This window comes from Leptotrichia sp. oral taxon 215 str. W9775 (assembly GCF_000469505.1).
Taxonomy (GTDB): Bacteria; Fusobacteriota; Fusobacteriia; order Fusobacteriales; family Leptotrichiaceae; genus Leptotrichia_A.
In genome coordinates, this window is sequence record NZ_KI272824.1 from 20,581 (window position 1) to 45,995 (window position 25,415).

Below are 25,415 nucleotides of genomic sequence, written 5' to 3' on the forward strand. Positions count from 1 at the left end.
GTAGAATAGCTGACATTAAGAAGATATGCAGTATTATTCTACTTTTTTATTTATCGGGAAATGAGATTTATTTTCCGGCAATTATTTTATTGAATTTTGCTATTTCAAAAAAGGAACCGCAGATTACAATTGCTTTATATCCGGAATTTTCATCCTTTACAATATTTAGGGCATTTTCATATGCAGTCATAATATCATCTTCAAAAATAATACTATCAACCGGAATATTCAGGGAAATCATTTTTTCCCTGATTTCTGCTGAGGTTAACCCATATACTGTGTCCTTTAAAGAGGTAATAAAAATCTTGTCAGTAATTTTTTCGAGTTTAGTAAATACCTGTTCAAAATCCTTTGTCGATAGAAGCGAAGTTATAATTACAACTTCATTTTTTTTATAGACTTCAGACAGATTTTCAGCAAGCTTCCTTATGGAATCATCATTATGTGCGGCATCAAGTATAACAGGTGGTTCAGTAGAAAAAAATTCAAACCGTGCAGGCCAGAAAACTTTATTAATACCCTTTTGAATAGTTTCATCATCAATATTATAAAATTTTGAAGTTTCATAAGCTAATAAAAAATTATTTGCCTGAAATTTTCCGAATAAAGGCAGAGTAAATTTTTTATCCTGAAATTTTATTATAGTTTTATAATTAATTTTATCCAGTTCCACTTCCATATCACAGTATTTCTTTATGACATTGATAGAATTTTCTGTCTTTTTATTAATTTCTTTTTCTAGTTCAGGTAAACTGTCTGCATAAATGCATAATTCCCTATTCTTAATAATTCCAGCTTTTTCATAGGAAATTTCCTTTAGGGAGTTTCCTAGGATTGCCGTATGGTCAAAACTGATGTTTGTAATAAGTGCAATATCGGAATTAAGAATATTTGTAGCATCAAGCCGCCCTCCAAGTCCTGTTTCTATAACGAGAAAATCAGGATTTTTCTTTGCAAAAAACATTAATGCTATAAATGTTGTTATTTCAAAAAAGTTAAGATACATATCCTTAAAATCTACATTTTCTCTTTTAAATTCTTCTATTACCTGTTTTAGAAAATAATAATTTTTTACAATTTCTTCATCATCTATCATCTGTCTGTTATAAAGTATTCTTTCATTATATTTGAGAATATGTGGAGATGTAAACTTTCCTACATTATATCCCGCTTCCAGAAGAATGTTTTCAAGGAATGTGGCGGTGGATCCCTTTCCATTTGTCCCGGCAATGTGAATAATTTTTACAGACTCGCATGGTTTACCAAGCAAATTATAGACTAACTTAAGATCGTCTATATTTTCCCTTCTTTTACCTGTACGTAAATTGAACAGTTCATTTAATATATTATCAATCATAGTTATTTTCCTTCCTCTTACATGTTACAAATTATAGCACTAAATGAATATTTTTAGTAGAAAAAGATTGATTTTTTTAAAAATTTGACTGGTTTTTTTGAAAAGTCGTGGTATATTTATAACGGGTATAAAATTTTGAAATGCAAATGGAAGAGAATATTTAAAATTTAAAGTTAGAAATGATTTTGGTATAAAATTTATTATAAATATTTAAGGAGTGATTTTTATGAAAAAGAAAAAATTCGAATTTCCTTCAGCGTTTACGGTGCTGGTCATTATACTGATTTTGGCAGCGGCATTGACTTATCTGATACCATCAGGAAGATTTTCAAAATTGACATACAGCAAGGAAAGTAATGAATTTATTATAACGGATGAAAATGAAAAAGTTACAGCACAGCCTGCAACACAGGAAGTTCTGGATAACTTGAACATTCATCTGTCCATTAATAAATTTACAGAGGAAGTTATAAAGAAACCAATGGCTATTCCAGGAACTTACAAAAGAATTCCACAAAATCCTCAAGGAATAGTTGAAATTATAAAATCTCCTGTTGCCGGAGTGGCAGATTCAGTTGATATTGTAATTTTTGTACTGATTTTAGGAGGAGTAATTGGAATTATAAATAAAATGGGAGCTTTTGATGCGGGAATTGCAGCTCTTTCGAAAAAAACAAAAGGAAAAGAATTTATACTTGTGACTTTAATATTTTTACTAATCACATTAGGAGGAACAACATTCGGAATGTCAGAAGAAACAATAGCATTTTATCCTATTCTAATGCCAATATTTTTAGCGAGTGGATTTGATGCTATGACATGTATTGCAGCAATTTCTTTAGGTTCAACAATAGGAACAATGTTTTCCACAGTTAATCCATTTTCTACAGTTATTGCATCGAATGCGGCAGGAATATCCTTTACAGAAGGACTTACATTCCGTATAGTATGTCTGATTCTTGCATCAATTATAACAATAGTATATATTTACAGATATACACTTAAAGTTAAAAAAGACAGAACAAAATCTATTGTTTATGATCAGGAAGCGGAAATCCGTGAAAAATTTTTAGGACAGTTTGAAAAAAGTCTAAAAACGGAATTTACTATGAGAAAAAAAATATGCCTTACTATATTTGGAATTGCATTTCCAATAATGATTTGGGGAGTTTCAACACAGGGATGGTGGTTTGGCGAAATGTCATCACTTTTCCTTGCGGTGGGAATTATAATAATGTTCTTATCAGGACTTCCTGAAAAAAAATCTATAAATGCCTTTATAAACGGAGCTGCGGAACTTATAGGAGTAGCACTTATAGTTGGACTTGCACGCGCAGTAAATATTATAATGGACAATGGTTTTATATCAGACACATTATTATACTATTCAAGTCAGCTTGTTGCAAACATGAGCCATACGGCATTTGCATTATTCCAGTTTGGTATTTTCTCTGTCTTGGGATTCTTTATTCAGTCTTCTTCAGGACTTGCAGTACTTTCAATGCCAATCATGGCACCACTTGCAGATACAGCCGGAGTTTCAAGGGAAATTATAATTAATGCATATAACTGGGGACAAGGTCTGATGTCCTTTATAACTCCTACAGGAATGGTTCTTGTATTTCTTGAAATGGCAGAAGTTACTTTTGATAAATGGTTGAAATTTGTATTACCGCTCTTTGGAATGATAGCAGCTTTCTCAGCAATAATGCTTGTAATCAATACGATGATGTAGAGTTTTGGAATAAAAAATGTGTAAAGAAAAAATACTTGACAAATTTTTAGAGATTATGTATAATGTCATAGTAAATCAATTTACAAGATAAAAAATCTAATAAATAAAAACTTGGAGGTAAATTTAAAATGGTAAAATTAAGATTAACAAGATTAGGAAGAAAAAGAGTTCCTTTCTATAGAATAGCTGCAATGGAAGCTTTATCAAGAAGAGACGGGAAAGCAATAGCTTACCTTGGAACATACAATCCTTTAGCAGAAGATGGAAAACAAGTTGTATTGAAGGAAGAAGAAATTTTAAGATTCCTTTCAAATGGAGCTCAACCGACAGAAACTGTAAAAAGTATCTTAACTAAAGCAGGATTATGGGATAAATTCCAAGAAACTAAAAAGAAATAGTAAGATAGAATATATCTAAAGGGCTGTTTCAAAAAGAAAATTAAAAAAACAATGTGAAAAACTATATTTTAGTAAATGAAAAAAATATAGTTTTTTTTGTATATTATATTTAATTTTTACTATTTTGAGATACCTCCTTTTTCTTTTTTGCTAAAAATAATATATCTAAAGATAAATATCTATTATTTTGAGGTAAAATATGCTAAAATCTTCTAGCAATATAAAATGATGTTTTATGGGGAAAACATTACTATGTTGTAAATTTGGAAAGAAAGGTTTAAAGATAATAATTGTTATAAATGATTAGGTTTTTAATGGTGAAAATAAATGCAAAAGACAAAAAAGGAACATTCTTTAAAAAGAGTACTGGGACTACCGACTGCTACATTTCTTGTAGTTAACATGATAATAGGATCGGGAATATTTTTTAAAACACAGGGAGTGCTTGAAATAACTAAGGCGACTCCGGGATTTGCACTGCTGGCATGGGTTTCAGCAGGTATAATTAATTTATGTGGAGGACTTACGGTAGCTGAACTGTCTGGAGCTATTCCGGAAACTGGTGGAATGGTTACGTGGCTAAAAAGAATATTTGGGGAAAAAGTAGGATACCTGGCAGGATGGACTTATGCTTTTGTATTCTGGCCAGCATATATGTCAGCACAGGCAAATGTTATTTCATTACAGTTAAGCAAACTGTTTAACATTGATTCTTCCTATCAGAATATTATTGCAATTTCATTTATAATATTTCTGTTTGTAATGAATTTTATGGGGGCAAAAGCAGGAGGGATAATTACAAATATATTGACGGTGGCAAAGCTGATGCCAATAATTGTTATTGTCATTGCGGCTTTCTTTTTTGACGGAGGTTCTGTATCAAACTTAACTCCAGTTCTTCCAGTTGGCGGAAGTGCCGGAGGAAATCTTACAATATTTGGTGCGGCAATTCTGTCATGTATGTTTGCTTATGACGGATGGCAGCATGCGGGAACAATTGCAGGAGAAATGAAAAATCCGGGAAAAGATCTTCCAAAAGCAATTACAGTTGGAATAATAGGAGTCTGTGTTGTATATTTTATTATTAATCTTGCATATTTATATGTTTTACCTGCGGGAATTCTGATGAAAACTTCTACTCCTGCCGCAGATGTGGCTTCCATACTTCTTGGAAAGGGAATAGGTGCTAAACTTATAACAGTAGGAATATTGATTTCTGTTTTTGGAACATTGAATGGAAGTGTACTTATTTCAACAAGAATACCATATATAATGGCTCTGCACAACGAACTGCCATATAGTAAAAAATTTACTAAACTTCATCCAAAGTTTAAAACATCCTTTGCAAGTTTTGTTTTAATGTTTGTAATAGGAGGAACTATGACTTTTTTAGGAACATTTAATACATTGGCTGATATGGCAATGTTCAGCTGGTGGATTTTCAATCTACTTGCCTTTGTAGGAGTAATTAAATTCCGTAAAGACTGTCCTGACATTGAAAGACCTTATAGAGTGCCATTGTATCCTTTTGTACCGGTAGTGGCTATAATAGGAGGAATAGTTGTTTTAGTAAGCGCCTTGTTGACACAGACTGCGTTAGCATTGACAGGACTGGCTTTGACAGGCTCAGGAATGATAGTGTATTATTTTGTGAAAAGGAATGAGACATATGAATAGATTAATTTGGAAAAGAATTTATGAAAAAGCTGAAGATGACGATGGATTCAGAGTATTTGTTGACAGACTCTGGGCAAGGGGAATAAAAAAGGAAAATGCCGGAATCAGTTATTGGGCTAAGGAAATTACCCCAACAAAAGAACTTAGGGAAGATTATCATAAAGGGAAAATCAGTTTTGAAACATTTTCTGAAAAATATTCTGATGAGTTGAAGAAAAACCCTTATTTTAGTCAATTTCTTCAAAAAATAAAAGAGGAACTGGAAAAAGAAAATGTTACATTTGTTTTTGCCAGTAAAACTCCTGAACTTAGTCATATTCCAATCTTGAGGAAATATATTGAGAAGAAATTGGAAGAAGAAGGATATAAAATGGAGTGTGTTAAAAAATAACAGCTTTAATTTGAATTACATAAAAAAATAGAATAACTTTCAATTATAGAAAAGTAGGGAAAAATTTCATTTTTAAAAATGAAATTTTTTTTTATTAGGCTATTTACAAAATGAAAAAATAGGGTAAACTTATAATGTAAAACTCAGTAAAATTTTAATGGAGAAAATATAAAAATTGAAGGGATAAAAATATAATCATGGAAAAATATTTGAATTATAAAGGAATAAGCCCTTTTCCTGATGACTTTGATGAATTCTGGAATGAAGAAATCAGAAAGGCTGATGAGTTTTTTGAAAAGGAATTAAAATATGAAATGATTAAAAAGGATTTTGGTATACCTTTTGCAGAATGTTATGATTTGTATTTTAACGGAACAGGAGGAGCCAGAATTTATTCAAAACTGATAATTCCTAAAGAAGTGAAGGATAAAAAGATTCCGTTTGTATTGAAATTTCATGGATATCAGGGTCAGAGTTCAGACTGGAGCAGAAATATAGGAATTGTTGCTTCGGGAATGGGACTGGCAATGATGGATGTGAGAGGTCAGGCCGGGAAATCGCAGGATAACGGCATTTTTGATGGAATAACAGTTAGGGGTCATATTGTAAAAGGTGTAAAAGAAGGAAGAGATAAACTTTTTTACAAGGATGTTTATCTGGATACGTATCTGTTATCTAAAATTATTGAAAATTTTGAATTTACTGATAAAGAAAATATAAAAGTTTACGGAGAATCCCAGGGAGGAGCACTCTCCCTAGTGTGTGCAGCACTAAATCAAAATATAAAGGACAGCTTTATAATTTATCCTTTTCTGAGTGATTATAAAAAAGTTGTGGAAATGCATACAATTACAGAGGCTTACGTGGAACTTTACAGATATTTTAAATTTATAGACCCATTTCATGAGACGGAGGAAGAGTTTTTCAATACACTTTCATATATTGATGTAAAGAATTTTGCACATAAGATAAAAGGAAAATTAGTGTTTATTGCGAGTCTTATGGATGATGTATGTCCGCCTGAAACTCAGTTTGCAGTGTATAATAATCTTGAATGTGAGAAAAAGCTTCTTGTAATGCCTGAATATTCCCATGAGGCAATGAATGTGAAGGTGCAGGATAAAATATTCAACTGGGCTACAGGAAGCAGTATAGAGTAAAAGTGGTTATTAATGGAAATGATTTGATAATAAATTTAGATTATAAAAAATAAAGGAGGTCGAATTAATGGCGAAAACAGGAAGTGTGATTTTGAAAAAATCAAAAGGTATTGAAAATCCTATAACTGGATATCTATTTATTCTGCCACAGTTACTTTTGTTCATAGTATTTATACTATATCCAATATTTGAAGGATTTAAAATGAGTTTATTCAGATCGACTTATGCAGAAGAAATTTTTGTAGGTCTGGACAACTATAAGGAACTGTTTCAGGATCCTGTTTTTATGAAATCAATGTTAAATACAATTCTATTTGTAATAGGAATTGTTTTTCTGACAATTGTTTTTGGACTGTTTGTTGCAACGACTGTATATGATAAAAATCCAAGATATATTTCATTTATAAGAGGAAGTTACTATTTACCGGTAATGGTTTCAATGGTTGTAATGAGTATGGTATGGAACTTTTTACTTAATCCTGCCAATGGTCTTATAACATATTTATTCAATGAAATAGGAATAAAAAATGTAAGTTTACTAGGAAATGCAAAAATAGTAATGTATACGATTATTTTTGTAACTTTTGTAGGAAATGTCGGACAATCAATAATCCTGTACATTGCGGCAATGATAGGAATTCCTTCTGATTATTTTGAAGCTGCGGAAATAGATGGAGCTTCAAGATGGCAGAGAATAACAAAAATATTAATTCCTCTGGTAAAACCTACAACGCTTTATTTAACAGTTATAAATATAATCGCAGTATTGAAAATATTCGTAGTAATTCAGTTATTAACAGGTGGTGGACCTAATAATGCTTCGGTTACGATGATGTACTATCTGTATCAGAATGCGTTTGTATACAATAATAGAGGAGTTGCGGCAGCTGTAGGAGTGCTAATGTTTATATTTGCTGTATTACTTTCGATACCTCAGTTTAAAGCATTTGGAGATAAAAAATAAGGAGGCGGAAAATGATAAATTTAAAATCTAGGATAAAAAGAATGGGAGCATATGACGTAATTGCCAATGTTATAGTTTTTGTACTGGCAATAGCTGCCTTGATGCCGTTAGTATGGTTGATACTAAATTCTGTAAAAACATCTGCAGATATTTATAAAATGCCTCCAGACTGGTTTCCTAAGTATATCTATCTAGGAAATTATAAGGAACTGTTTCATAATCAGCCTGCAATGAGATGGCTTTTCAACAGTTTTTTTGTATCATTTGTAACAACGGTGCTGACAGTTATTATTTCATCACTGGCGGCCTATGCTTTTGCAAAACTTAAATTTAAAGGAAGTAATTTCATATATTATATGTTTATAGGGTCTCTTATGATACCGAAGGAAACATTTATAATTCCTCTATTTAAAATAGTTACTACATTTAATTGGATGAATACTTACCAGGCATTCATAGTACCAAATCTGGCGACATGTTTTGGAGTATTCCTGCTTAAAGGATTTTTTGAACAGATTCCTGACTCAATAAGGGAATCAGCTAAAATAGAGGGAGCAACAGAATGGCAAGTATTCTATAAAATAATGCTTCCAATAGCAAAACCGGGAATAGGTGCACTGTTTATTCTAAACTTTGTAACTGTGTGGAATGATTATCTATGGCAGTTACTGATGTCAGTAAACAAACAGATAAGCACACTGACAGTTGGAGTGGCAGGACTTATGCAGGATTTAAATCCTAACTTTGGATTGAAGGTTGCAGGAGCGGCAGTTGCTTCGCTTCCTATGATAATAATATTTATTCTGTTCCAGCAATATTTCACAAGAGGAATATCTTCAGGAGCAGTTAAGGAATAAATGCATATTAATATTTAATTTGTGGTAATAAAAAAAATAATAAATAAAATCAGGAGGTAAAAGAATGTTAAAGAAATTTTCAAGTTTATTATTGGTAATAATGTCTTTATTATTAGTTGTAAGCTGTGGAGGAAAGAAGGATGCCGGTGGTGAAACTGCTGACGGACCTGTAACTATCGATATATGGCTTACTCCTCAGTGGAAGGGTGTTTATGATGCTAAAGAAGAAGGAGCTGACTATGACAGTTTCCTTAAGAAAGCGGCAGAAGAATTTAAGAAGGAAAATCCTAATATTACAGTTAATGTTCAGGTAATACCTGGAGATCAGCGTTCAGACAAGTTAAGTGTTGCAATACAGACAAAAACATTGCCTGATGCATTCTTTGAATCAATTTTTGCTATGACACAGTATGCACACATGGGAGTACTTGCACCTGTTGATGATATAATTGATGAAGAAACTAAAAAAGATATTCCACAAGCAATATGGGATAATGTTCAGATAGGTGGAAAAACATACTTCTATCCATTTGGAAATAACCCTGGAACATTAATGTACAATGCTGACATGTTCAGAAAAGCAGGACTTGATAAATACATTAAAGGAGAACATGAAATAGCTACATGGACTTTGGAAGAATATGAAGAAATATTAAAAACATTAAGGGAAAAATTACCTCAAGATGTTGCTCCTATGGGACTGTATGCTAAAAATAACCAAGCTGATACATGGAACGTAGCATATTTAAGAATGTATGGTTCGCCTTATTTCGGTGAAGATGGAAAACTTGTTGTAAATGATGAAGCGGGAGTAAAAGCTCTTACAAAACTTGATGACTGGAGAAAAGCAGGGTATACAAACAGTGGTCCTGAAAGCCTTTCTTCAAATGATGTTCTTGGATTATTCCAAAATCAGAAGGTTGCAATCAGTTTTGCAAATAATAACCTTATGATGAATATAAAAGCAGACATGGAAGCAGGAAAAGTTGGAAAATTTGATGTAAGACTTGCAAATATTCCTGGAGAAAAAGGACCTTTATCAGTTACTTATATAGTTGGTGGAATGGTATTTAATACAGGAAATAAAGCTAAAATGGAAGCAGCAAAGAAATTTGTTAAATTCTTCAGCTCTAATAAAGAACTTGTAAAAGCTTCTAAAAATGTTATTCCGGTAAGAGATTCAGTTGCTAAGGAAGTTGCTGGAGAATTACCATTCTTAAAAGCTTACCAGGAAAATGCAAAATATATATTCAATTTCTCAAACAATACACCAGGATATGCTGAATTGAGAAACTTGTTATTCCCTGAATTACAGGCAGTGTTTACAGGAGCAAAAAATCCTAAACAAGCTTTAGATTCTTATGTGGAACAAGGAAACAGAGTAATAGAAAAAGAACAGAAAAATTCTCTTGCATTAAAGAAATAGAATAGAAAATTAAAAGTAAAGCTTAGAAAAGAAAGGAGAATATTGGAGCTGCTGACTTTTAAGGTAGCTCCAATATGACATTTAAAATGAAAAATAATATTTTTGCAGTATTACAGAAAATTGGTAGGGCATTTATGTTACCAATAGCAGTATTACCAATGGCGGGAATACTTTTAGGAGTTGGGGGTTCTTTTACTAATCCAGTTTTAATAAAAACTTATAATCTTACTTTTTTAGAACCAGGAACACCTTTAAACTATCTGATGCAGCTGTTTTCAAATACAGGATTGTTCGTTTTTGCAAATTTACCTTTACTGTTTGCGGTAGGAGTTGCAATAGGACTTGCAAATAAAAATAAAGAAACAGCGGCATTATCAGCAGTTTTAGGATTTTTACTTTTTCATACTATAATAGGAACAATTTTAGGATTTAAAGGAATAACACCTGATTCTGTAACTTATGATGCACTTGTTGCTAAAGGACTTGGAGAAGCTGCGGCAAGAGGAACTGCGGCACTTTATGCAAAAGAACTTGGAATATTTACATTGCAGACAGGAGTTTTTGGAGGAATTATATGTGGTATAGTTGCATCAGCAATTACAAATAAATTTTCTGATAAAGTTCTTCCTGATTATTTGGCATTCTTTAGTGGGAACAGATTTGTACCTGTAATGACAATTATTCTGTTTATTCCATTGGCAGCAATATTTCCATTCATCTGGCCAACAATTTTTATGGGAATTGTAAAGGCTGGAGAAATATTTGCGGCAACAGGAGCAGTAGGAACTTTCTTCTATGGATTTACAATGAGATTGTTAAATGTATTCGGATTACATCACGCAATATATCCACTGTTCTGGTATACTCAACTTGGAGGATATCAGGAAGTAGCAGGAAAAATGGTAGCCGGTGGACAGAATATATTCTTTGCACAGCTTGCAGATCCATCTATAAAACATTTCAGTGCGGCAGCAACAAAAACAATGACAGGGGGATTCCTTCCTATGATGTTTGGACTTCCAGCGGCAGCACTTGCAATGTACAGAACTGCTGATGACAAGAACAAGGCGGCGGTAAAAGGAATACTTATATCTGCAGCATTAACTTCATTCCTGACAGGAATAACTGAACCAATTGAATTTACATTCCTTTTTGTAGCACCGGTATTATATGTAATTCACGCAATACTTGAAGGACTGGCATATATGCTTATGTATGTGTTGAATGTAGCAGTGGGAATTACCTTCTCGAGAGGTATAATTGACTTTACATTTTTTGGTCTTTTACAGGGACCGGCAAAAACTTCATATTACTGGATACTTATATTAGGGCCTGTATATGCGGTAATTTATTACTTTGTATTTAAAACATTAATATTAAAATTCAATATTCCTACTCCAGGTAGAGGAGATTCTGAAAATAAACTTTACACAAGAAAAGATTACAATGAATCTAAGAATAAGGGAGAAGAAGGACAAGGGCAGGAACTTATTGATGATATCGTAACTGCACTAGGTGGAGTTGACAATATAGATAATATTGATGCATGTATTACAAGACTGAGAGTTACTGTAAAAGATGCTTCTAAAGTTTCTGATGATGCAAGATGGAAAGAGCTTCAGGCAAAAGGAGTACTGCGTTCAGGAAATGGTGTACAGGTAGTTTATGGAACTCAGGCTGAAATATACAAGAATAAGATAAGAGAGAAATATAGAGTATAATAGATAAAAATTTGAAAAAACAGAAAATGAAGTTTGATAAAAAATAGAAATGGTACTATAGTCATTAAGTAAAATAGAATACAGGGGGGGTAATAGTACCAGGGTGTAACGTAAATAGAGCAAAAATTTCATTTGAAATATTTAGAGATTCTTATTAATAGTGGTACATTATATGGGATTTGTTTTAGTTTGAATATTTGGAATGAGGTGTGTAAATATGAGACACAAAGATATAAGAAGAGAATGTGAAAAGTTGTGGGCAAAAAATAAATATTATGTACTAAGCAAATCGCAAAAAATATATCTGGAGATAAGGGAGTACCTGAAAGAAAAAGAATTGGATGTTATATGGGTAAATGAAAAAATACAGGAAACGAGAGATATGAAGGAGAGTAAAAAAGATTTTAGGAATGCCGTTCTTCATATATGGGGATATTTCAAAAAAAAAGCAAGTACAATTGAAAAACAGACATTATTTAATATATTAAATGAATATATGGAAGGAAAAAATAATCAAAATGCTGTAATTGAATACATTAACACTTTACTAAAGAAATACCCTAATGAATATTTAGAAAAATCAACCTTATTAACAGGAGAACAATATGAGACTATGGCATGAAAAAATTATCTATTTATTGCCAAAAAATCAGCTGCTTGGCCAACATAGGGAATGTTGTGCTCTGAGGGGCAATGGATGGAAAAAGAAACATAAAACGGTGGACTATGTGTTTTCATATTCCCCATATCATCTTTTTATTTACCATGTATTAGTTATGAAGGAGATGGAAAAAAGAGGATATAATGTTTCTGCAGAATGGAAAGATAAAAATTATAGGGGGAGGACAGCAGTAAAATACGATAATCTTAAAGAGGAAATTATAGGCAGCCCGATTTACAAAGAGCATAATAAGGAATATCTGGCTGAATGTATAGAAAATTTAAGAAATAAGGGTATACATCTAAAAGTATAGAATTTAGAGGAGATAATGAGTATTGGAATATTATAAAAAATAACTGAAAAGGGAGAGAAAATAATTTTTTAGGACAGCAGAAGCTGTTTTTTTATTAATAAAATTTTTTTCATATTTTGAAATTATATATAAATATTTTTATATTATGGGTTAAGATTTTTTCTGATATGGTTTTGTTGTCATAGTTCTATACTTTAAAAAATATATCAGAAAAATAAATAACAGTAGATTTTTTTAAAGAAAAATAGTAAAATGTATGAAATTATCATAAAAACAATACTAAGGGAGTGATTTTTTTGAAAAAACTAGGATTAATTATTTTATTACTATTTTCACTGCAATTATTTGGAGAAGGATATGAAGTAAAAAAAAGTAAAAAAGTTACATTATCTGAACAGCAGATAAGTCAGGAAAATAGAGAAATAGAAGCAGGATTAAAAAATGTTGTAAAAGAAACTTTCAAAGGAGTTTTTTCTTCATTTTCCAATGTTATAGAATTTGGTTTTGAAAATGAAATAGATACAAAAAACATGACTAAAAAGGAAAAGGAAGATGTAAAAAAAGTTACAAAAATAATGGTGGAAAATTATGCAAAAATTTTTGCTTTAGTAGCTGAAACTACAGAAATTAAAATAAAAAAAATAGAATATTTATCAAATTCAAAAGTAAATGTGAAATATGAAACAAAAATTATAGATATTGATGAAGTAGATATTGATGGAAAAGATGAAAAAGAAATTGAAAGAAGATTTTTAAAAAGATACGGACGTAAATTGCCAAAAAATAAAATAGATAACGTAGAAGATATTTCAAAAATGATGGATTTATATATGGAACTATTGAAGGAAAAATTTGAGACTGCTAAAAGAACTAGAAAATACGATGTTTCTAATGGAGAAATGGAATTAGATAAAATTAAAGGAAAATGGACTTCAAAAGAGTTGGAAGAATATATTAGAGAGATTAATAAGGCAATGAGAGTGAAATAAAGTTGAAATGCCTGAAAATGGAAAAAGTTTTCTGGGAGAGCTGGAATAAATTCTAGAATATTATAAAAAATGAAAAACAGGGAGTTAAAATTTATTCCCTGTTTTTATATATTCAAAATACATAATATTATTTATTTTTCAGCTAAATTTTAAATTGCAATAAACTGGATTTCTTTATTGATTTTATTAGGTAAATTTTATATAATTATAAGAAATAAAGGGTAAATTGAAGGAAGGAAACTAAAAAATGGATTTTAAAATACATTCAAAATTTCAGCCTACAGGTGACCAGCCACAGGCAATAGATAAAATAGTTGAAAATATTGAAAATGGTATTACAGATCAGATTCTTCTCGGAGTTACAGGATCAGGGAAGACATTTACAGTGGCAAATGTAATCGAAAGGATAAACAGACCTGCATTGATAATGGCTCCTAATAAGACGCTGGCAGCCCAGTTATATAATGAATATAAGCAGTTTTTTCCTGAAAATGCTGTGGAATATTTTGTTTCCTATTATGATTATTACCAGCCTGAAGCATATATAATGCAAACGGATACATATATAGAAAAAGACTCTTCAATAAATGATGAAATAGATAAATTAAGACACGCGGCAACAGCAGCTTTATTAAATCGGCGTGATGTAATAATAGTGGCTTCTGTTTCAGCAATATATGGATTGGGATCGCCTGAAGCATATAAAAAACGTTCAATACCAATTGATGTGGCAACAGGATTTGATAGGAATGAGTTAATCAGAAGACTTATCTCCCTTAGATATGAGAGAAATGATATTGCCTTCGAGAGGGGAAAATTCAGGGTAAAGGGGGATGTACTTGATTTACATCCAAGTTATCAGGATACAGGATACAGATTTGAATTTTTTGGAGATGACCTTGAAAGCATTGCAGAGATTAATACTCTTACAGGACAGAAAATAAGGGACATTCAAAGACTTACAATAATGCCTGCAACCCATTATCTTTCAACTGAAGATTCAGAAAAGATGTTTGAGAGCATAAAGGCAGAACTTCATGACAGGATAGATTTTTTTGAGAGACAGAATAAACTTCTGGAAGCCCAGAGAATCAAACAGAGAACAGAATATGACCTTGAAATGATAGCTGAAATAGGATATTGTAAAGGAGTAGAAAATTATTCAAGATATCTTACAGGAAAGAAGGAAGGTGAGGCACCTGACACACTTCTGGATTATTTTCCTGATGATATGGTGGTTTTTCTTGATGAGTCGCATATATCAGTTCCCCAGATAAATGGAATGTATAAGGGGGACAGGGCAAGGAAAGAATCCCTTGTAAATAATGGGTTCAGGTTGCCAAGTGCTTTTGACAACAGACCTCTTAAGTTTGAAGAGTTTTTTGCAAAAGTTCCTCAGGTAGTGTATATATCTGCAACTCCAAGTGACTACGAGCTGGAACAGTCAAAGGAAGAAATAATCGAGCAGCTTGTAAGACCAACAGGAATTGTTGAACCTGGAATAGAAATAAGACCTACAAAAAATCAGATTGATGACTTGATGGATGAAATAAAGACAAGAACTGCAAAGAAAGAAAGAGTTCTTGTTACAACACTTACGAAGAAAATGGCTGAAGAGCTTACAGACTACTATCTGGAATACGGTATAAAGGTAAAATACATGCACTCGGATATTGATACGCTTGAAAGAACTGAGATAATAAGAGGACTTAGAAAAGGTGAATTTGATGTGCTTGTGGGAATAAACCTTTTGAGGGAAGGACTGGATATTCCTGAAGTTTCACTTGTGGCAATACTTGAAGCAGATAAGGAAGGATATTTGCGTTCGAGACGTTCATTAATTCAGACAATGGGAAGGGCGGCAAGAAACGTGAACGGACAGGTTATCCTGTATGCAGATACTGTGACAGGCTCCATGAAGGAAGCCATAGATGAAGTGGAGCGTCGTAGAAAGATTCAGGAACAGTATAATATTGAAAATAATATTAATCCTAAATCAATTGAGAGGGAAATTGCCGAATCAATTGTAGATTATGAAATTGTAAAAGAAGACAGTGTAGACAAAATTAAGAAAAATTACAAAAGTCAGGCGGAAATTGAGAAGGAAATTAAACATCTTGATAAACAGATTAAGAAACTGGCTGAAGAACTTAATTTTGAAGAAGCGATAAAACTTCGTGATAAAATGAATGAACTGAAAAAAATACTGCTGGAATTGTAAACGGCAGAAAAGGAAATTAGCAAAAAATAAGAATATTATGTATTTATGAGATACTATAAGTTTTGGAAATTTTTTAGAAATTTGAAGAAAAAATCAAGGAGAAAAGAAAATGAGAATATATTATTATCCAGCATGTGGAACTTGTAAGAAAGCATTGAAATGGCTCGATGAAAATAAAATTGGTTATGAAAAAAGACATATTGTGGAAGCAAATCTTACTGTAAAGGAAGTTGAAGATATTTACAAAAAAAGCGGACTTCCTATTCAGAAAATGTTCAATACAAGCGGGAGGGTCTATAAAGAACTGAATTTGAAGGAAAAATTGAAGGATATGACTGAAAAGGAAAAACTGGAACTTCTTGCTTCTGATGGAATGCTTTTAAAAAGGCCTATTCTTGTAAACAGGACATTTGCACTTATTGGATTCAAGGAAGATGAATACAGGGAAAAACTGTTATAAAAAATAAGAAAAAATCTGACAGGTGAAAAAATATGGAAATGAAAAAAGAAGATATAAAAAAAGAGGATATGATTTTAAATCATGGGCTGCTGATAACCGTGTTTACCATTATCTATTTTATATTTCAGCAGTTTATATATCCTTTTGTGTATATAATTCTAGTATTAACTATAGTAACTTTAGGAGATAAAATTTCAAAAATTTTACCATTCTTAGAAATGTCAGAAACAGCAGAAGATATTTTTGTCAGTATAACTTTCCTTTTCTGTTTACTAATAGTAGCTGTAATTTCATATTTTTTAGGTAAATGGACAGAAAAGGAGTTAAAAAGAACGAATAAATATACATTGGGATTTATAATGTCAGCGATACTGTTCTATTTTATATATAAGTATTATACGGAAAAAGTAGATCCTTATGCGATAATATTGGATTCGCTTAAAATAATCTATTTATATTGTGGAGCAATGCATATAATTTTTTCAATAGGATTTTTATTCGGTAAACGTATTGACATCCTGAGAAATAAATTAAAAGAATATACGAAATTAAAAATGAAAATAGAAAAAAATAAATAGGTTAATAATTCAGGAAAAAATAAAATTTAAACATAGGGGGATAAAATGGAACAGACTATATTTTCAGTCAGTGAAGTAAACAGGGCGGTAAAACAATATCTGGAAGGAACTCCAACTTTCAGGAATATGTATATTCAGGGAGAACTGTCAAATATAACATATTATCGTTCAGGCCATCTTTACTTCACGCTTAAGGATGATAAATCAAGTGTAAAGTGTGCTATATTTAAATATATTTATAAAAATATTCCAACTGATTTGAAGGAAGGCGACCATGTAAAAATAATGGGAAGTGCCACAGTATATGAAGCAAACGGTTCATTTCAGATAATTGCAGAGACACTTGAAAAAACTAATAAATTAGGATCTCTGTTTGAGAAGCTTGAAATGTTAAAAAAAATGTATCTTGAAAAGGGATATTTTGATGATTCAAATAAAAAGCCATTACCTCAACTGCCTGTAAATGTGGGAGTAGTAACGGCGGAAACAGGTGCTGCAATAAGGGATATAATAAATACGACACATAAAAGATTCAGAAATGTAAATATTTATCTTTATCCTGCAAAAGTTCAGGGGGAAGGTTCTGCAGTTGAAGTGGCTTCAGGGATAGAGTTTTTCAACAGAATGAAAAATGAAGGTCAGCTTGATACAGATGTACTTATTGTTGGTCGTGGTGGAGGAAGTATTGAAGATTTGTGGTCCTTCAATGAAGAGCCTGTAATAGAAGCAATTTTTAAATCAGAAATACCTGTTATTTCAGCAGTCGGACATGAAATTGACAATCTTCTTTCTGACCTTGTTGCAGATAGAAGGGCGGCAACTCCTACTCAGGCTGCAGAAATACTTATCCCTGTGAAGGAAGAACTTGTAAATGCCCTTATGCTGAGAAAAAACACTGTAAATAAGCTTCTTTTAAATAAAGTTGCATTTATGAAAAAGGAACTGGAGCAGAGAAAAAATAGCTACTATATCAAAAATTTTGTAGGAACACTGAATGAGAAAAAATTTCAGCTGATGGAAAAGGAACAGAGAATAACAAGGGAACTGAGAAGAATTGTGGAAAAGTCAAGGGAACAGTTTGAGTACAGAAAAAAAAGATTTGATAAAGTTGATTTGAGATTGATTATAAACGAGAAAAGACAACATCTGGAAATACTTGAAAAAGAGCTGAATACTGAAATAAAGGAAAAATTGAAGGAACTTAGGAAAGAACTACAGCTGAAAGCAGCAAAACTTTCAAAATATTCAGTGGATGATATACTGAAACAAGGTTATACAATAACGAGAAAAAATGGAAAAATTGTAAAACGTGGAATAGAGTTAAGTAAATCAGATGTTATTGAAACAATGTTTGCTGATATGAAGGTGAAAAGTACTGTTAAATAAAATATGAAAGCGAGGTATAATAAATGTCAAAAAGAAATGATTATTTATCATGGGATGAGTATTTTATGGGGATAGCATTTCTATCCGGTATGAGAAGTAAAGATCCGTCTACGCAAGTGGGAGCATGTATCATAGACGAGGATAAAAAAATAATAGGAATCGGATACAATGGATTTCCAATGGGAAGTTCTGATGATAATATGCCATGGGATAAAGAAGGTGAATTTCTGGAAACAAAATATCCATATGTTGTACACGCTGAATTAAATGCCATTCTTAACAGTATAAAATCTCTTAAAAATTGTACTATTTATGTAACGCATTTTCCATGTAATGAATGTGCAAAGGCAATTGTACAGTCAGGAATAAAAAAGGTAATATATTTTTCTGATAAGCATAAATCTCTGGATTCGACAAAGGCTTCAAGAAGAATTTTTGAAAATGCAGGGGTTAAAACAGAGCATCTTAAAATGGAAAAAGAAAAAATAAATATAATCTTTAAGGATTGAGAAAAAATCAATATTAGTATATAATAAAAAAGTAATAAAAATTTATAAGAGGTGATATAAATGGAAGCAAATTCAATTAAAAAAGTAGTAGCAATGGGTATAGGAGCGGCAGTTTATATTGTGTTGTCAAGATTTGCAGCAATTCCAACTCCAATTCCAAATACTACATTACAGGTTACTTATGCTTTTCTGGCATTAATGGCATTTATTTATGGTCCGGTAGTTGGACTGGGAGTAGGATTTATAGGACATACACTTAATGACATCCTATCTTATGGAAATGTATGGTTCAGCTGGGTTGTAGCCACTGCATTTTTCGGAATAGGTATGGGACTTTTAGGAAAAATGATTAAGCCTGAAAATTTTGACAAGGCAAAAGCTGTAAAATTTATAATAGGAGATATAATTATAAGTTTACTGACTTGGGTAGTTATAGCACCAGTTCTGGATATTGTAATATATAAAGAGCCTCAGGGAAAAGTATTTATACAGGGATTTGCTGCGGCATTGAGTAATGCTTTTGTTGTTGCAGTATTAGGAACAATTCTTATATTTGCTTTCTCAAAAACAATTGTAAGTAAGGGAAGCCTGAAGAAAGAATAGTTTTAAATAACCCGCATTTTCTAGTTAGTAGTAATGCTGACAGATTAGGCGGGTATTTTAAATAACAGGGAGGAAAAATTCTTGGAAGAAATTAGAGGAAACAAAGATGTTAGAAAAGTTGCTGTAAATTTTGAAAATTTTACATTTCAGTATGAAAGTCAGTCAGAATCGACATTGTATGATATAAACCTTAAAATATATGAAGGAGAAAAAGTTGTCATAATAGGGCCTTCAGGTTCCGGGAAAAGTACAATGGGACATTGTATAAATGGATTGGCACCATATTTTTATAAGGGAAGTAAAACAGGAAAAATTGAAATTTATGGTAAACAGCTAAATGAAATATTTGAACATTCCAAGTACGTAGGAACAGTTCTTCAGGACTCAGATGCCCAGTTTGTAGGGCTGAGTGTTGCAGAAGATATAGCCTTTGTACTGGAAAATGATGAAGTTGAAACTGAAATTATGAAAAATAAAGTTAGGGAAATAGCAGAATTTGTAAAAATTGAAAAATTGCTGGATTTAAAACCTCATGACTTGTCAGGTGGGCAGAAACAGAAGGTTTCCCTTGCTGGAATAATGGTTGATGATACGAAGATATTTCTTTATGATGAGCCTTTGGCAAATCTTGATCCGCTAAGTGGAAAATATGCCATTGAACTGATAGATGAACTTCATGGAAAAGGAGGAATTACTACAGTAATTATTGAACACAGGCTGGAAGATGTGCTACATAGAAAAGTTGACAGAATTATTGTTGTGGATAAGGGAAGGGTAGTGGCAGATGATACACCTGATAATATCCTGAAGGGAAATATTCTTACAGAAATGAATATAAGGGAGCCATTGTATATTTCGGCACTAAAATATAGTAATGTTAATCTCGAAAAATATCAGGATATTTCTAATGTTGAAAAAATTAATTTTTCTGAATTGAAGGAAAATATACTGAAATGGATAGAGCATAATCAGGTGGAAGGACAGAAAAAAGACTCAGAAACAATGCTGAAGCTTGAAAATATTTCCTTTTCATATAATGAAAAAAGAAAAATATTGAAAAATGTCAATATAAATATAAAAAAAGGAGAAATGATAAGTATTGTAGGTTCAAATGGAGCCGGAAAGTCAACACTTTCAAAAGTTATTACTGGATTTGAAAAACAGGATGAAGGAAAAATCTATTATAAGAATAGAGATATAAGTAATGAAAGTATAACTGAAAGGGCAGAAAAAATAGGATTTGTACTGCAGAATCCAAATGCGATGATTTCCAAGGTGACAGTTTTTGATGAGGTGGCTCTTGGGCTTCAAACTAGAGGCGTTTCACCAGATGAAATAGACAAAAGAGTGCTTGAAATCTTGGAAATATGTAAACTTAAGCCCTTCAGAAACTGGCCTATAAAAGCACTTAGCTATGGGCAGAAAAAAAGGGTAACAATAGCTTCTGTACTAATATTACAGCCGGAAATCATAATAGTGGATGAACCGACTGCAGGACAGGATTTATTTCATTACAGGGAAATAATGGAATTTTTGAAACAGCTGAACGAATATAGAATTACGATACTTTTTATTACGCATGATATGCATCTGATGTTGGAATATACTGACAAAGCTTATGTTTTCAATGACGGTCAGGTTATAAAAGAAGGAAATCCTGCAGAAATTCTGGCTGACAAAAAAATACTCAAAGAAGCAAATCTTAAGGAAACTTCACTTCACTATATGGCTGAAAAGGCTGGAATAAATTCAGAAGAACTTATAAGAACTTTTGTTAACTTTGAAAAATATCATCAGAAGGCGGGTGATTAGATGGCAAGTACGTTTTTACTGGAATATATAGAAAAAGATTCAATAATACATAGACTGAATGGAGCAGCAAAACTGATATGTTTCCTGTTATGGACAACAGCAATTATGCTTACTTATGATACAAGATTGTTAATATTTTTAACAGTTTTAGGTTTTATATTGTTTAAAGTTTCAAAAATAAGATTTAAGGAAATAAAAATTGTATTTTATCTGATTTCTATTTTTCTGATACTTAATCTGCTAATGATATTTTTATTTTCTCCTCTGGAAGGGACAAAAATATATGGAACACAGCATGACATTTTTAAAATTTTTGGAAATTATATAGTAACTCAGGAGCAGCTGTTTTATGAATTTAATATATTTATAAAATATTTTTCGGTTATTCCTGTTGGTCTGCTATTTGTAATAACAACTCATCCAAGTGAATTTGCATCTTCACTGAACAGGATAGGGGTACCATATAAATTTTCTTATGCAGTATCAATTGCACTGAGATATATACCGACAGTTCAGGAAGATTTTATTACAATTAGTAAGGCACAGCAGGCAAAAGGGATAGATATTTCAAAAAATGTAAAACTGACAACGAGAATAAAAAATATATCCTACACGTTACTTCCACTAATATTTTCAAGTCTTGATAAAATAGATGTTATAAGTAATGCAATGGTTTTAAGAGGATTTGGAAAAAAGAATAAGCGTACATGGTATCAGGCACGAAAAATGAAAACATCTGACATAGTGGCGATTTTTATAACAGCGGTATTTGTTGTTGTTGCACTTATACTTATAAAAGTGAATAACGGAAGATTTTACAACATATTTGTGAAATAACAGTTTTTATTATGAAATTAGGAGGAAATCAAAATGGGAAATAATAAAGTAAGTGGAATGCTTGTTCTACAGACAGATTTTGGATTACAGGATGGAGCTGTGGCTGCAATGTATGGAGTTTCACTTGGAGTGAATCCGGATTTGAAAATATATAATCTTACACATGAAATAGAAACATATAATATATGGGATGCATCTTATAGACTGGTACAGACTTTACAGTATTGGCCTGAAGGAACTGTTTTCGTATCTGTTGTGGATCCTGGAGTGGGAAGTGACAGGAAAAGTATTGTTGCAAAAACAAAGGACGGAAAATATGTGGTAACTCCTGATAATGGAACTTTGACACATATACATTCAAACATAGGAATAGAAGAAATAAGGGAAATCGATGAAACTAGGAATAGATTGCCATATTCGGGAGAATCCTACACTTTTCATGGAAGGGACATATATGCATTTACTGGAGCAAGACTTGCAAGTGGAGTAATTTCATATGAAGAAGTTGGAGAAAAAATTGAAGTTGAAAAAATGGAACTGCTGCAAACAACAGAAGTTAAAATTTCTGATGATGAAGTAATTTCAGGAACGATAGACATACTTGATATAAGATTTGGAAATTTATGGACAAATATAGACAGAAGTTATTTTGAAAAAGTTGGAATAAATTATGGAGATACTTTGGAACTTGTAATAAAACACAACATGAGAAATGTTTACAACAGTACAGTAAAGTTTGTAAAATCATTTGCTGAAGTTCACATAGGAAGAACTTTGCTTTATGTAAATTCACTTGATAAAATCGGTGTGGCAATAAATCAAGGTTCATTTTCAAGGGCACATCAGGTGGAATCAGGATACCAGTGGACAGTGGAGCTGAAGAAAATAGAGAAATAGACTTAGGAAAAGAGGACAGAAGTTATGGTAAATATAGGAAATGACTGGGATGAGATTTTAAAAGGAGAATTTGAAAAGGAATATTATCAGAATATGAGAAAATTTCTGGTGAAGGAATATAAGACAAAAACTATATATCCTAAGCCGGAAGAAATATTTTCAGCATTTAAACTGACAAGCTATAAGGACTGTAAAATAGTTCTGCTGGGACAGGATCCCTATCATGGACCAAATCAGGCACATGGACTTGCTTTTTCTGTAAAGGAAGGGGTAAAACTTCCACCTTCATTGCAGAATATATATAAGGAAATAAGTAGCGAGTACGGTTACAGCATGAGCAAAAATGGATACCTTGTTTCATGGGCAAAACAGGGAGTGCTTCTTTTAAATACAGCATTGACAGTTGTTGCAGAAAATGCAAATTCACATTCAAAAATTGGATGGGAAATATTTACAGATAACGTCATAGAATATCTTAATGAAAGGGAAGAACCGTTGATATTTATACTTTGGGGAAATAATGCAAGAAGTAAGAAAAGACTTATAAATACAGAAAAACATTATATTCTGGAATCAGCACACCCAAGTCCGCTTTCTGCAAGCAGAGGTTTTTTTGGATGTGGACATTTTGAAAAAGCAAATGGTATCTTAAAGGAATTAGGAAAAAAAGAAATAAACTGGAAAATGTAAAAAAATAAAAACAAAAATAGAAAGTGTGATTAAAAAAATAAAGTTTCAAGATAGATTAAGGTTAGAACTTTTTTAATTTTTTTAAAAAAGTTGAAAAAGTTTTTCGTTTCTATGGTTGTAAAATGAAATATTTGGTCACACTTTTTATAATTAGTTAAAAAAGTCTATTGAAAAGAATGTTTATGAAAGTTGACTTGACGAAAAATCAATATATAATATTATTGAAAATAAGGTTTATATTCCAATATAAAAAGGATATGAACGAAAAAAGTAGAAAGAGAGTTGGTTAAAAATGTTAATGAAGTATTTACAAAAAATTGGTAAATCACTTATGTTACCGGTTGCAGTACTGCCAGCAGCGGCAATACTTTTAGGAATTGGTTATAGACTTGATCCGGTTGGATGGGGAGCAAATAGTCCCGCAGCGGCATTCCTAATAAAATCAGGAGCTTCCATACTGGAAAATATACCTATATTGTTTGCAGTAGGAATATCAGTTGGAATGTCTAAAGAGAAGGACGGTTCTGCGGCATTGGCAGGATTAGTAGGTTTCTTAGTAATAACAACATTATTATCAAAAGAATCAGTTGCAATGTTAACAAAGGTAGATGTAGCAACAGTTCCGTTAGCTTTTGCAAAAATAAATAATGCGTTTATAGGAATAGCATCAGGAATAATCGCATCTGAAATATTTAATAGATTCCATAAAACACAGTTGCCGATGGCTTTTGCCTTCTTCAGTGGTAAGAGACTGGTACCAATATTGACAGCAGCTACAATGCTTATACTGTCACCTGTATTCTTCTTTGTATGGCCTATAGTATTTGGAGCATTAATTGCATTCGGAGAATCTTTCTTAAAATTAGGACCTTTAGGAGCAGGAATATTTGGATTCTTTAACAGACTGTTAATTCCTCTGGGATTACATCATGCATTAAATGCAGTTTTCTGGTTTGATATAGCAGGAATAAGTGATATTAAAAACTTCCTTGCAGGAACAGGAGTAAAAGGAGTAACAGGAATGTATCAGGCAGGATTCTTCCCAATTATGATGTTTGGATTACCGGCAGCTGCATTTGCAATGTATCAGGAAGCTAAACCTGAGAAAAAGGAACAAGTTGCATCATTAATGTTAGCTGGAGCTGTAACTTCATTTGTAACAGGAGTAACAGAGCCTCTTGAATTTGCATTCATGTTTGTGGCACCTTTATTATATGGAGTTCATGCATTCTTAACAGGAGTAAGCTTGTTTATAGCATCTACATTCCACTGGACAGCAGGATTTGGATTCAGTGCAGGACTTATTGATTTTACAATTACTTCAGGAATGCCAATGGCAAATAATCCATTTATGCTGTTAGTTTCAGGACTTGGATTTGCAGTAGTTTATTATCTGCTATTTAAAGTGTTAATAAAAATGTTTAATTTGAAAACACCTGGAAGAGAAGATGATGACAATGAAGAAGAATTAAAAATAGAAGCTTCAAATACAAATCATGCAGAAGTGGCTGCGGTTATATACGAAGCATTAGGTGGAAAAGATAACGTAGTTTCTATAGATAACTGTGCTACAAGATTAAGACTGGAAGTAAAAGATTCAAGTTTAATTGATGATAAAAAGATAAAAAAGGTTGCAGCAGGAATAATAAAACCTTCAAAAACAGATGTTCAGGTAATTATTGGTCCATTGGTTGAATTTGTTGCAAATGAAATGAAAAGATTATAGATAAAATAATTATACGGATAACTGTCTCATAAAATAAATAAACTGCA

At 31.9% G+C, this 25,415-nt stretch carries 24 protein-coding genes; 23 read left to right on the forward strand and 1 reads right to left on the reverse strand.

Annotation, left to right across the window (positions count from 1 at the left end; genetic code table 11):
- Window positions 1-67: 67 nt before the first annotated feature.
- Window positions 68-1,357 (reverse strand): folylpolyglutamate synthase/dihydrofolate synthase family protein, encoded by a 1,290-nt coding sequence (locus HMPREF1984_RS00330; RefSeq protein WP_021765862.1) that lies wholly within the window; start codon window positions 1,355-1,357, stop codon window positions 68-70.
- Window positions 1,358-1,583: 226 nt separating this feature from the next.
- Here HMPREF1984_RS00330 and HMPREF1984_RS00335 point away from each other — a divergent pair, with 226 nt between their 5' ends.
- From HMPREF1984_RS00335 to nagE, 23 genes are all read left to right on the forward strand, one after another.
- Entirely contained in the window at window positions 1,584-3,092 is a 1,509-nt protein-coding gene (locus HMPREF1984_RS00335) for a YfcC family protein (RefSeq protein ID WP_021765863.1), read from the forward strand.
- Between the two features lie 128 nt (window positions 3,093-3,220).
- Window positions 3,221-3,490, forward strand: coding sequence for a 30S ribosomal protein S16 (gene rpsP / locus HMPREF1984_RS00340; RefSeq protein ID WP_021765864.1), 270 nt, complete (start codon window positions 3,221-3,223; stop codon window positions 3,488-3,490).
- Between the two features lie 327 nt (window positions 3,491-3,817).
- Window positions 3,818-5,167, forward strand: coding sequence for an APC family permease (locus HMPREF1984_RS00345; protein ID WP_021765865.1), 1,350 nt, complete (start codon window positions 3,818-3,820; stop codon window positions 5,165-5,167).
- Window positions 5,160-5,558, forward strand: a complete 399-nt coding sequence (locus HMPREF1984_RS00350) for a DUF488 domain-containing protein (protein WP_021765866.1) — start codon at window positions 5,160-5,162, stop codon at window positions 5,556-5,558. Before HMPREF1984_RS00345 ends, HMPREF1984_RS00350 begins: the two co-directional genes overlap by 8 nt.
- 197 nt (window positions 5,559-5,755) lie before the next feature.
- Window positions 5,756-6,718 (forward strand): acetylxylan esterase, encoded by a 963-nt coding sequence (locus HMPREF1984_RS00355; RefSeq protein ID WP_021765867.1) that lies wholly within the window; start codon window positions 5,756-5,758, stop codon window positions 6,716-6,718.
- A gap of 67 nt (window positions 6,719-6,785) precedes the next feature.
- The gene (locus tag HMPREF1984_RS00360; RefSeq protein WP_021765868.1) at window positions 6,786-7,682 is read left to right on the forward strand and encodes a carbohydrate ABC transporter permease; all 897 of its coding nucleotides are present in this window, start codon (window positions 6,786-6,788) and stop codon (window positions 7,680-7,682) included.
- Between the two features lie 11 nt (window positions 7,683-7,693).
- Window positions 7,694-8,539: a carbohydrate ABC transporter permease gene (locus tag HMPREF1984_RS00365; protein ID WP_021765869.1), complete on the forward strand. Its 846-nt coding sequence runs from the start codon at window positions 7,694-7,696 to the stop codon at window positions 8,537-8,539.
- 64 nt (window positions 8,540-8,603) lie between these two features.
- Window positions 8,604-9,965, forward strand: coding sequence for an ABC transporter substrate-binding protein (locus HMPREF1984_RS00370; RefSeq protein ID WP_021765870.1), 1,362 nt, complete (start codon window positions 8,604-8,606; stop codon window positions 9,963-9,965).
- A gap of 74 nt (window positions 9,966-10,039) precedes the next feature.
- Window positions 10,040-11,686, forward strand: a complete 1,647-nt coding sequence (locus HMPREF1984_RS00375; protein WP_021765871.1) for a PTS transporter subunit EIIC — start codon at window positions 10,040-10,042, stop codon at window positions 11,684-11,686.
- Window positions 11,687-11,903: 217 nt separating this feature from the next.
- The gene (locus tag HMPREF1984_RS00380) at window positions 11,904-12,308 is read left to right on the forward strand and encodes a YbgA family protein (protein ID WP_021765872.1); all 405 of its coding nucleotides are present in this window, start codon (window positions 11,904-11,906) and stop codon (window positions 12,306-12,308) included.
- Window positions 12,292-12,660, forward strand: a complete 369-nt coding sequence (locus HMPREF1984_RS00385) for a TIGR02328 family protein (protein ID WP_021765873.1) — start codon at window positions 12,292-12,294, stop codon at window positions 12,658-12,660. The genes HMPREF1984_RS00380 and HMPREF1984_RS00385 overlap by 17 nt, the downstream gene beginning before the upstream one ends.
- Before the next feature lie 296 nt (window positions 12,661-12,956).
- Window positions 12,957-13,649: a hypothetical protein gene (locus tag HMPREF1984_RS00390; protein WP_036099226.1), complete on the forward strand. Its 693-nt coding sequence runs from the start codon at window positions 12,957-12,959 to the stop codon at window positions 13,647-13,649.
- Between the two features lie 247 nt (window positions 13,650-13,896).
- Window positions 13,897-15,870, forward strand: coding sequence for an excinuclease ABC subunit UvrB (uvrB, locus tag HMPREF1984_RS00395; RefSeq protein WP_021765875.1), 1,974 nt, complete (start codon window positions 13,897-13,899; stop codon window positions 15,868-15,870).
- A gap of 109 nt (window positions 15,871-15,979) precedes the next feature.
- Window positions 15,980-16,330 (forward strand): arsenate reductase family protein, encoded by a 351-nt coding sequence (locus tag HMPREF1984_RS00400; protein ID WP_021765876.1) that lies wholly within the window; start codon window positions 15,980-15,982, stop codon window positions 16,328-16,330.
- Between the two features lie 32 nt (window positions 16,331-16,362).
- Window positions 16,363-16,908, forward strand: coding sequence for a hypothetical protein (locus HMPREF1984_RS00405; RefSeq protein WP_021765877.1), 546 nt, complete (start codon window positions 16,363-16,365; stop codon window positions 16,906-16,908).
- Between the two features lie 45 nt (window positions 16,909-16,953).
- Window positions 16,954-18,294 (forward strand): exodeoxyribonuclease VII large subunit, encoded by a 1,341-nt coding sequence (xseA, locus tag HMPREF1984_RS00410; protein ID WP_021765878.1) that lies wholly within the window; start codon window positions 16,954-16,956, stop codon window positions 18,292-18,294.
- 23 nt (window positions 18,295-18,317) lie between these two features.
- Window positions 18,318-18,803 carry a dCMP deaminase family protein gene (locus HMPREF1984_RS00415; RefSeq protein WP_021765879.1) on the forward strand — a complete coding sequence of 162 codons (486 nt, stop codon included), beginning with the start codon at window positions 18,318-18,320 and terminating at the stop codon, window positions 18,801-18,803.
- A gap of 60 nt (window positions 18,804-18,863) precedes the next feature.
- Entirely contained in the window at window positions 18,864-19,406 is a 543-nt protein-coding gene (locus tag HMPREF1984_RS00420; RefSeq protein WP_021765880.1) for an ECF-type riboflavin transporter substrate-binding protein, read from the forward strand.
- A gap of 81 nt (window positions 19,407-19,487) precedes the next feature.
- Entirely contained in the window at window positions 19,488-21,218 is a 1,731-nt protein-coding gene (locus HMPREF1984_RS00425) for an ABC transporter ATP-binding protein (protein WP_021765881.1), read from the forward strand.
- On the forward strand, window positions 21,219-22,055 hold the full coding sequence (locus HMPREF1984_RS00430) for an energy-coupling factor transporter transmembrane protein EcfT (protein ID WP_021765882.1): 837 nt from the start codon (window positions 21,219-21,221) through the stop codon (window positions 22,053-22,055). It begins immediately after the preceding gene.
- Window positions 22,056-22,088: 33 nt separating this feature from the next.
- Window positions 22,089-22,952, forward strand: a complete 864-nt coding sequence (locus HMPREF1984_RS00435; RefSeq protein ID WP_021765883.1) for an S-adenosyl-l-methionine hydroxide adenosyltransferase family protein — start codon at window positions 22,089-22,091, stop codon at window positions 22,950-22,952.
- Between the two features lie 24 nt (window positions 22,953-22,976).
- Window positions 22,977-23,642, forward strand: coding sequence for a uracil-DNA glycosylase (locus HMPREF1984_RS00440; protein ID WP_021765884.1), 666 nt, complete (start codon window positions 22,977-22,979; stop codon window positions 23,640-23,642).
- A 292-nt stretch (window positions 23,643-23,934) separates the two neighbouring features.
- Window positions 23,935-25,368, forward strand: a complete 1,434-nt coding sequence (gene nagE, locus HMPREF1984_RS00445) for an N-acetylglucosamine-specific PTS transporter subunit IIBC (RefSeq protein ID WP_021765885.1) — start codon at window positions 23,935-23,937, stop codon at window positions 25,366-25,368.
- Window positions 25,369-25,415: the final 47 nt, after the last annotated feature.

Bases quoted from the DNA above. Each gene is read 5' to 3' on its own strand.
- rpsP (WP_021765864.1), top strand. From the start codon at position 3,221: ATGGTAAAATTAAGATTAACAAGATTAGGAAGAAAAAGAGTTCCTTTC.
- xseA (WP_021765878.1), top strand. From the start codon at position 16,954: ATGGAACAGACTATATTTTCAGTCAGTGAAGTAAACAGGGCGGTAAAA.
- HMPREF1984_RS00345 (WP_021765865.1), top strand. From the start codon at position 3,818: ATGCAAAAGACAAAAAAGGAACATTCTTTAAAAAGAGTACTGGGACTA.
- HMPREF1984_RS00405 (WP_021765877.1), top strand. From the start codon at position 16,363: ATGGAAATGAAAAAAGAAGATATAAAAAAAGAGGATATGATTTTAAAT.
- HMPREF1984_RS00440 (WP_021765884.1), top strand. From the start codon at position 22,977: ATGGTAAATATAGGAAATGACTGGGATGAGATTTTAAAAGGAGAATTT.
- HMPREF1984_RS00375 (WP_021765871.1), top strand. From the start codon at position 10,040: ATGACATTTAAAATGAAAAATAATATTTTTGCAGTATTACAGAAAATT.
- HMPREF1984_RS00435 (WP_021765883.1), top strand. From the start codon at position 22,089: ATGGGAAATAATAAAGTAAGTGGAATGCTTGTTCTACAGACAGATTTT.
- HMPREF1984_RS00360 (WP_021765868.1), top strand. From the start codon at position 6,786: ATGGCGAAAACAGGAAGTGTGATTTTGAAAAAATCAAAAGGTATTGAA.
- HMPREF1984_RS00420 (WP_021765880.1), top strand. From the start codon at position 18,864: ATGGAAGCAAATTCAATTAAAAAAGTAGTAGCAATGGGTATAGGAGCG.
- HMPREF1984_RS00335 (WP_021765863.1), top strand. From the start codon at position 1,584: ATGAAAAAGAAAAAATTCGAATTTCCTTCAGCGTTTACGGTGCTGGTC.
- HMPREF1984_RS00400 (WP_021765876.1), top strand. From the start codon at position 15,980: ATGAGAATATATTATTATCCAGCATGTGGAACTTGTAAGAAAGCATTG.
- HMPREF1984_RS00350 (WP_021765866.1), top strand. From the start codon at position 5,160: ATGAATAGATTAATTTGGAAAAGAATTTATGAAAAAGCTGAAGATGAC.
- HMPREF1984_RS00355 (WP_021765867.1), top strand. From the start codon at position 5,756: ATGGAAAAATATTTGAATTATAAAGGAATAAGCCCTTTTCCTGATGAC.
- HMPREF1984_RS00330 (WP_021765862.1), bottom strand. From the start codon at position 1,357: ATGATTGATAATATATTAAATGAACTGTTCAATTTACGTACAGGTAAA.
- HMPREF1984_RS00430 (WP_021765882.1), top strand. From the start codon at position 21,219: ATGGCAAGTACGTTTTTACTGGAATATATAGAAAAAGATTCAATAATA.
- uvrB (WP_021765875.1), top strand. From the start codon at position 13,897: ATGGATTTTAAAATACATTCAAAATTTCAGCCTACAGGTGACCAGCCA.
- HMPREF1984_RS00380 (WP_021765872.1), top strand. From the start codon at position 11,904: ATGAGACACAAAGATATAAGAAGAGAATGTGAAAAGTTGTGGGCAAAA.
- HMPREF1984_RS00370 (WP_021765870.1), top strand. From the start codon at position 8,604: ATGTTAAAGAAATTTTCAAGTTTATTATTGGTAATAATGTCTTTATTA.
- HMPREF1984_RS00385 (WP_021765873.1), top strand. From the start codon at position 12,292: ATGAGACTATGGCATGAAAAAATTATCTATTTATTGCCAAAAAATCAG.
- nagE (WP_021765885.1), top strand. From the start codon at position 23,935: ATGTTAATGAAGTATTTACAAAAAATTGGTAAATCACTTATGTTACCG.
- HMPREF1984_RS00365 (WP_021765869.1), top strand. From the start codon at position 7,694: ATGATAAATTTAAAATCTAGGATAAAAAGAATGGGAGCATATGACGTA.
- HMPREF1984_RS00415 (WP_021765879.1), top strand. From the start codon at position 18,318: ATGTCAAAAAGAAATGATTATTTATCATGGGATGAGTATTTTATGGGG.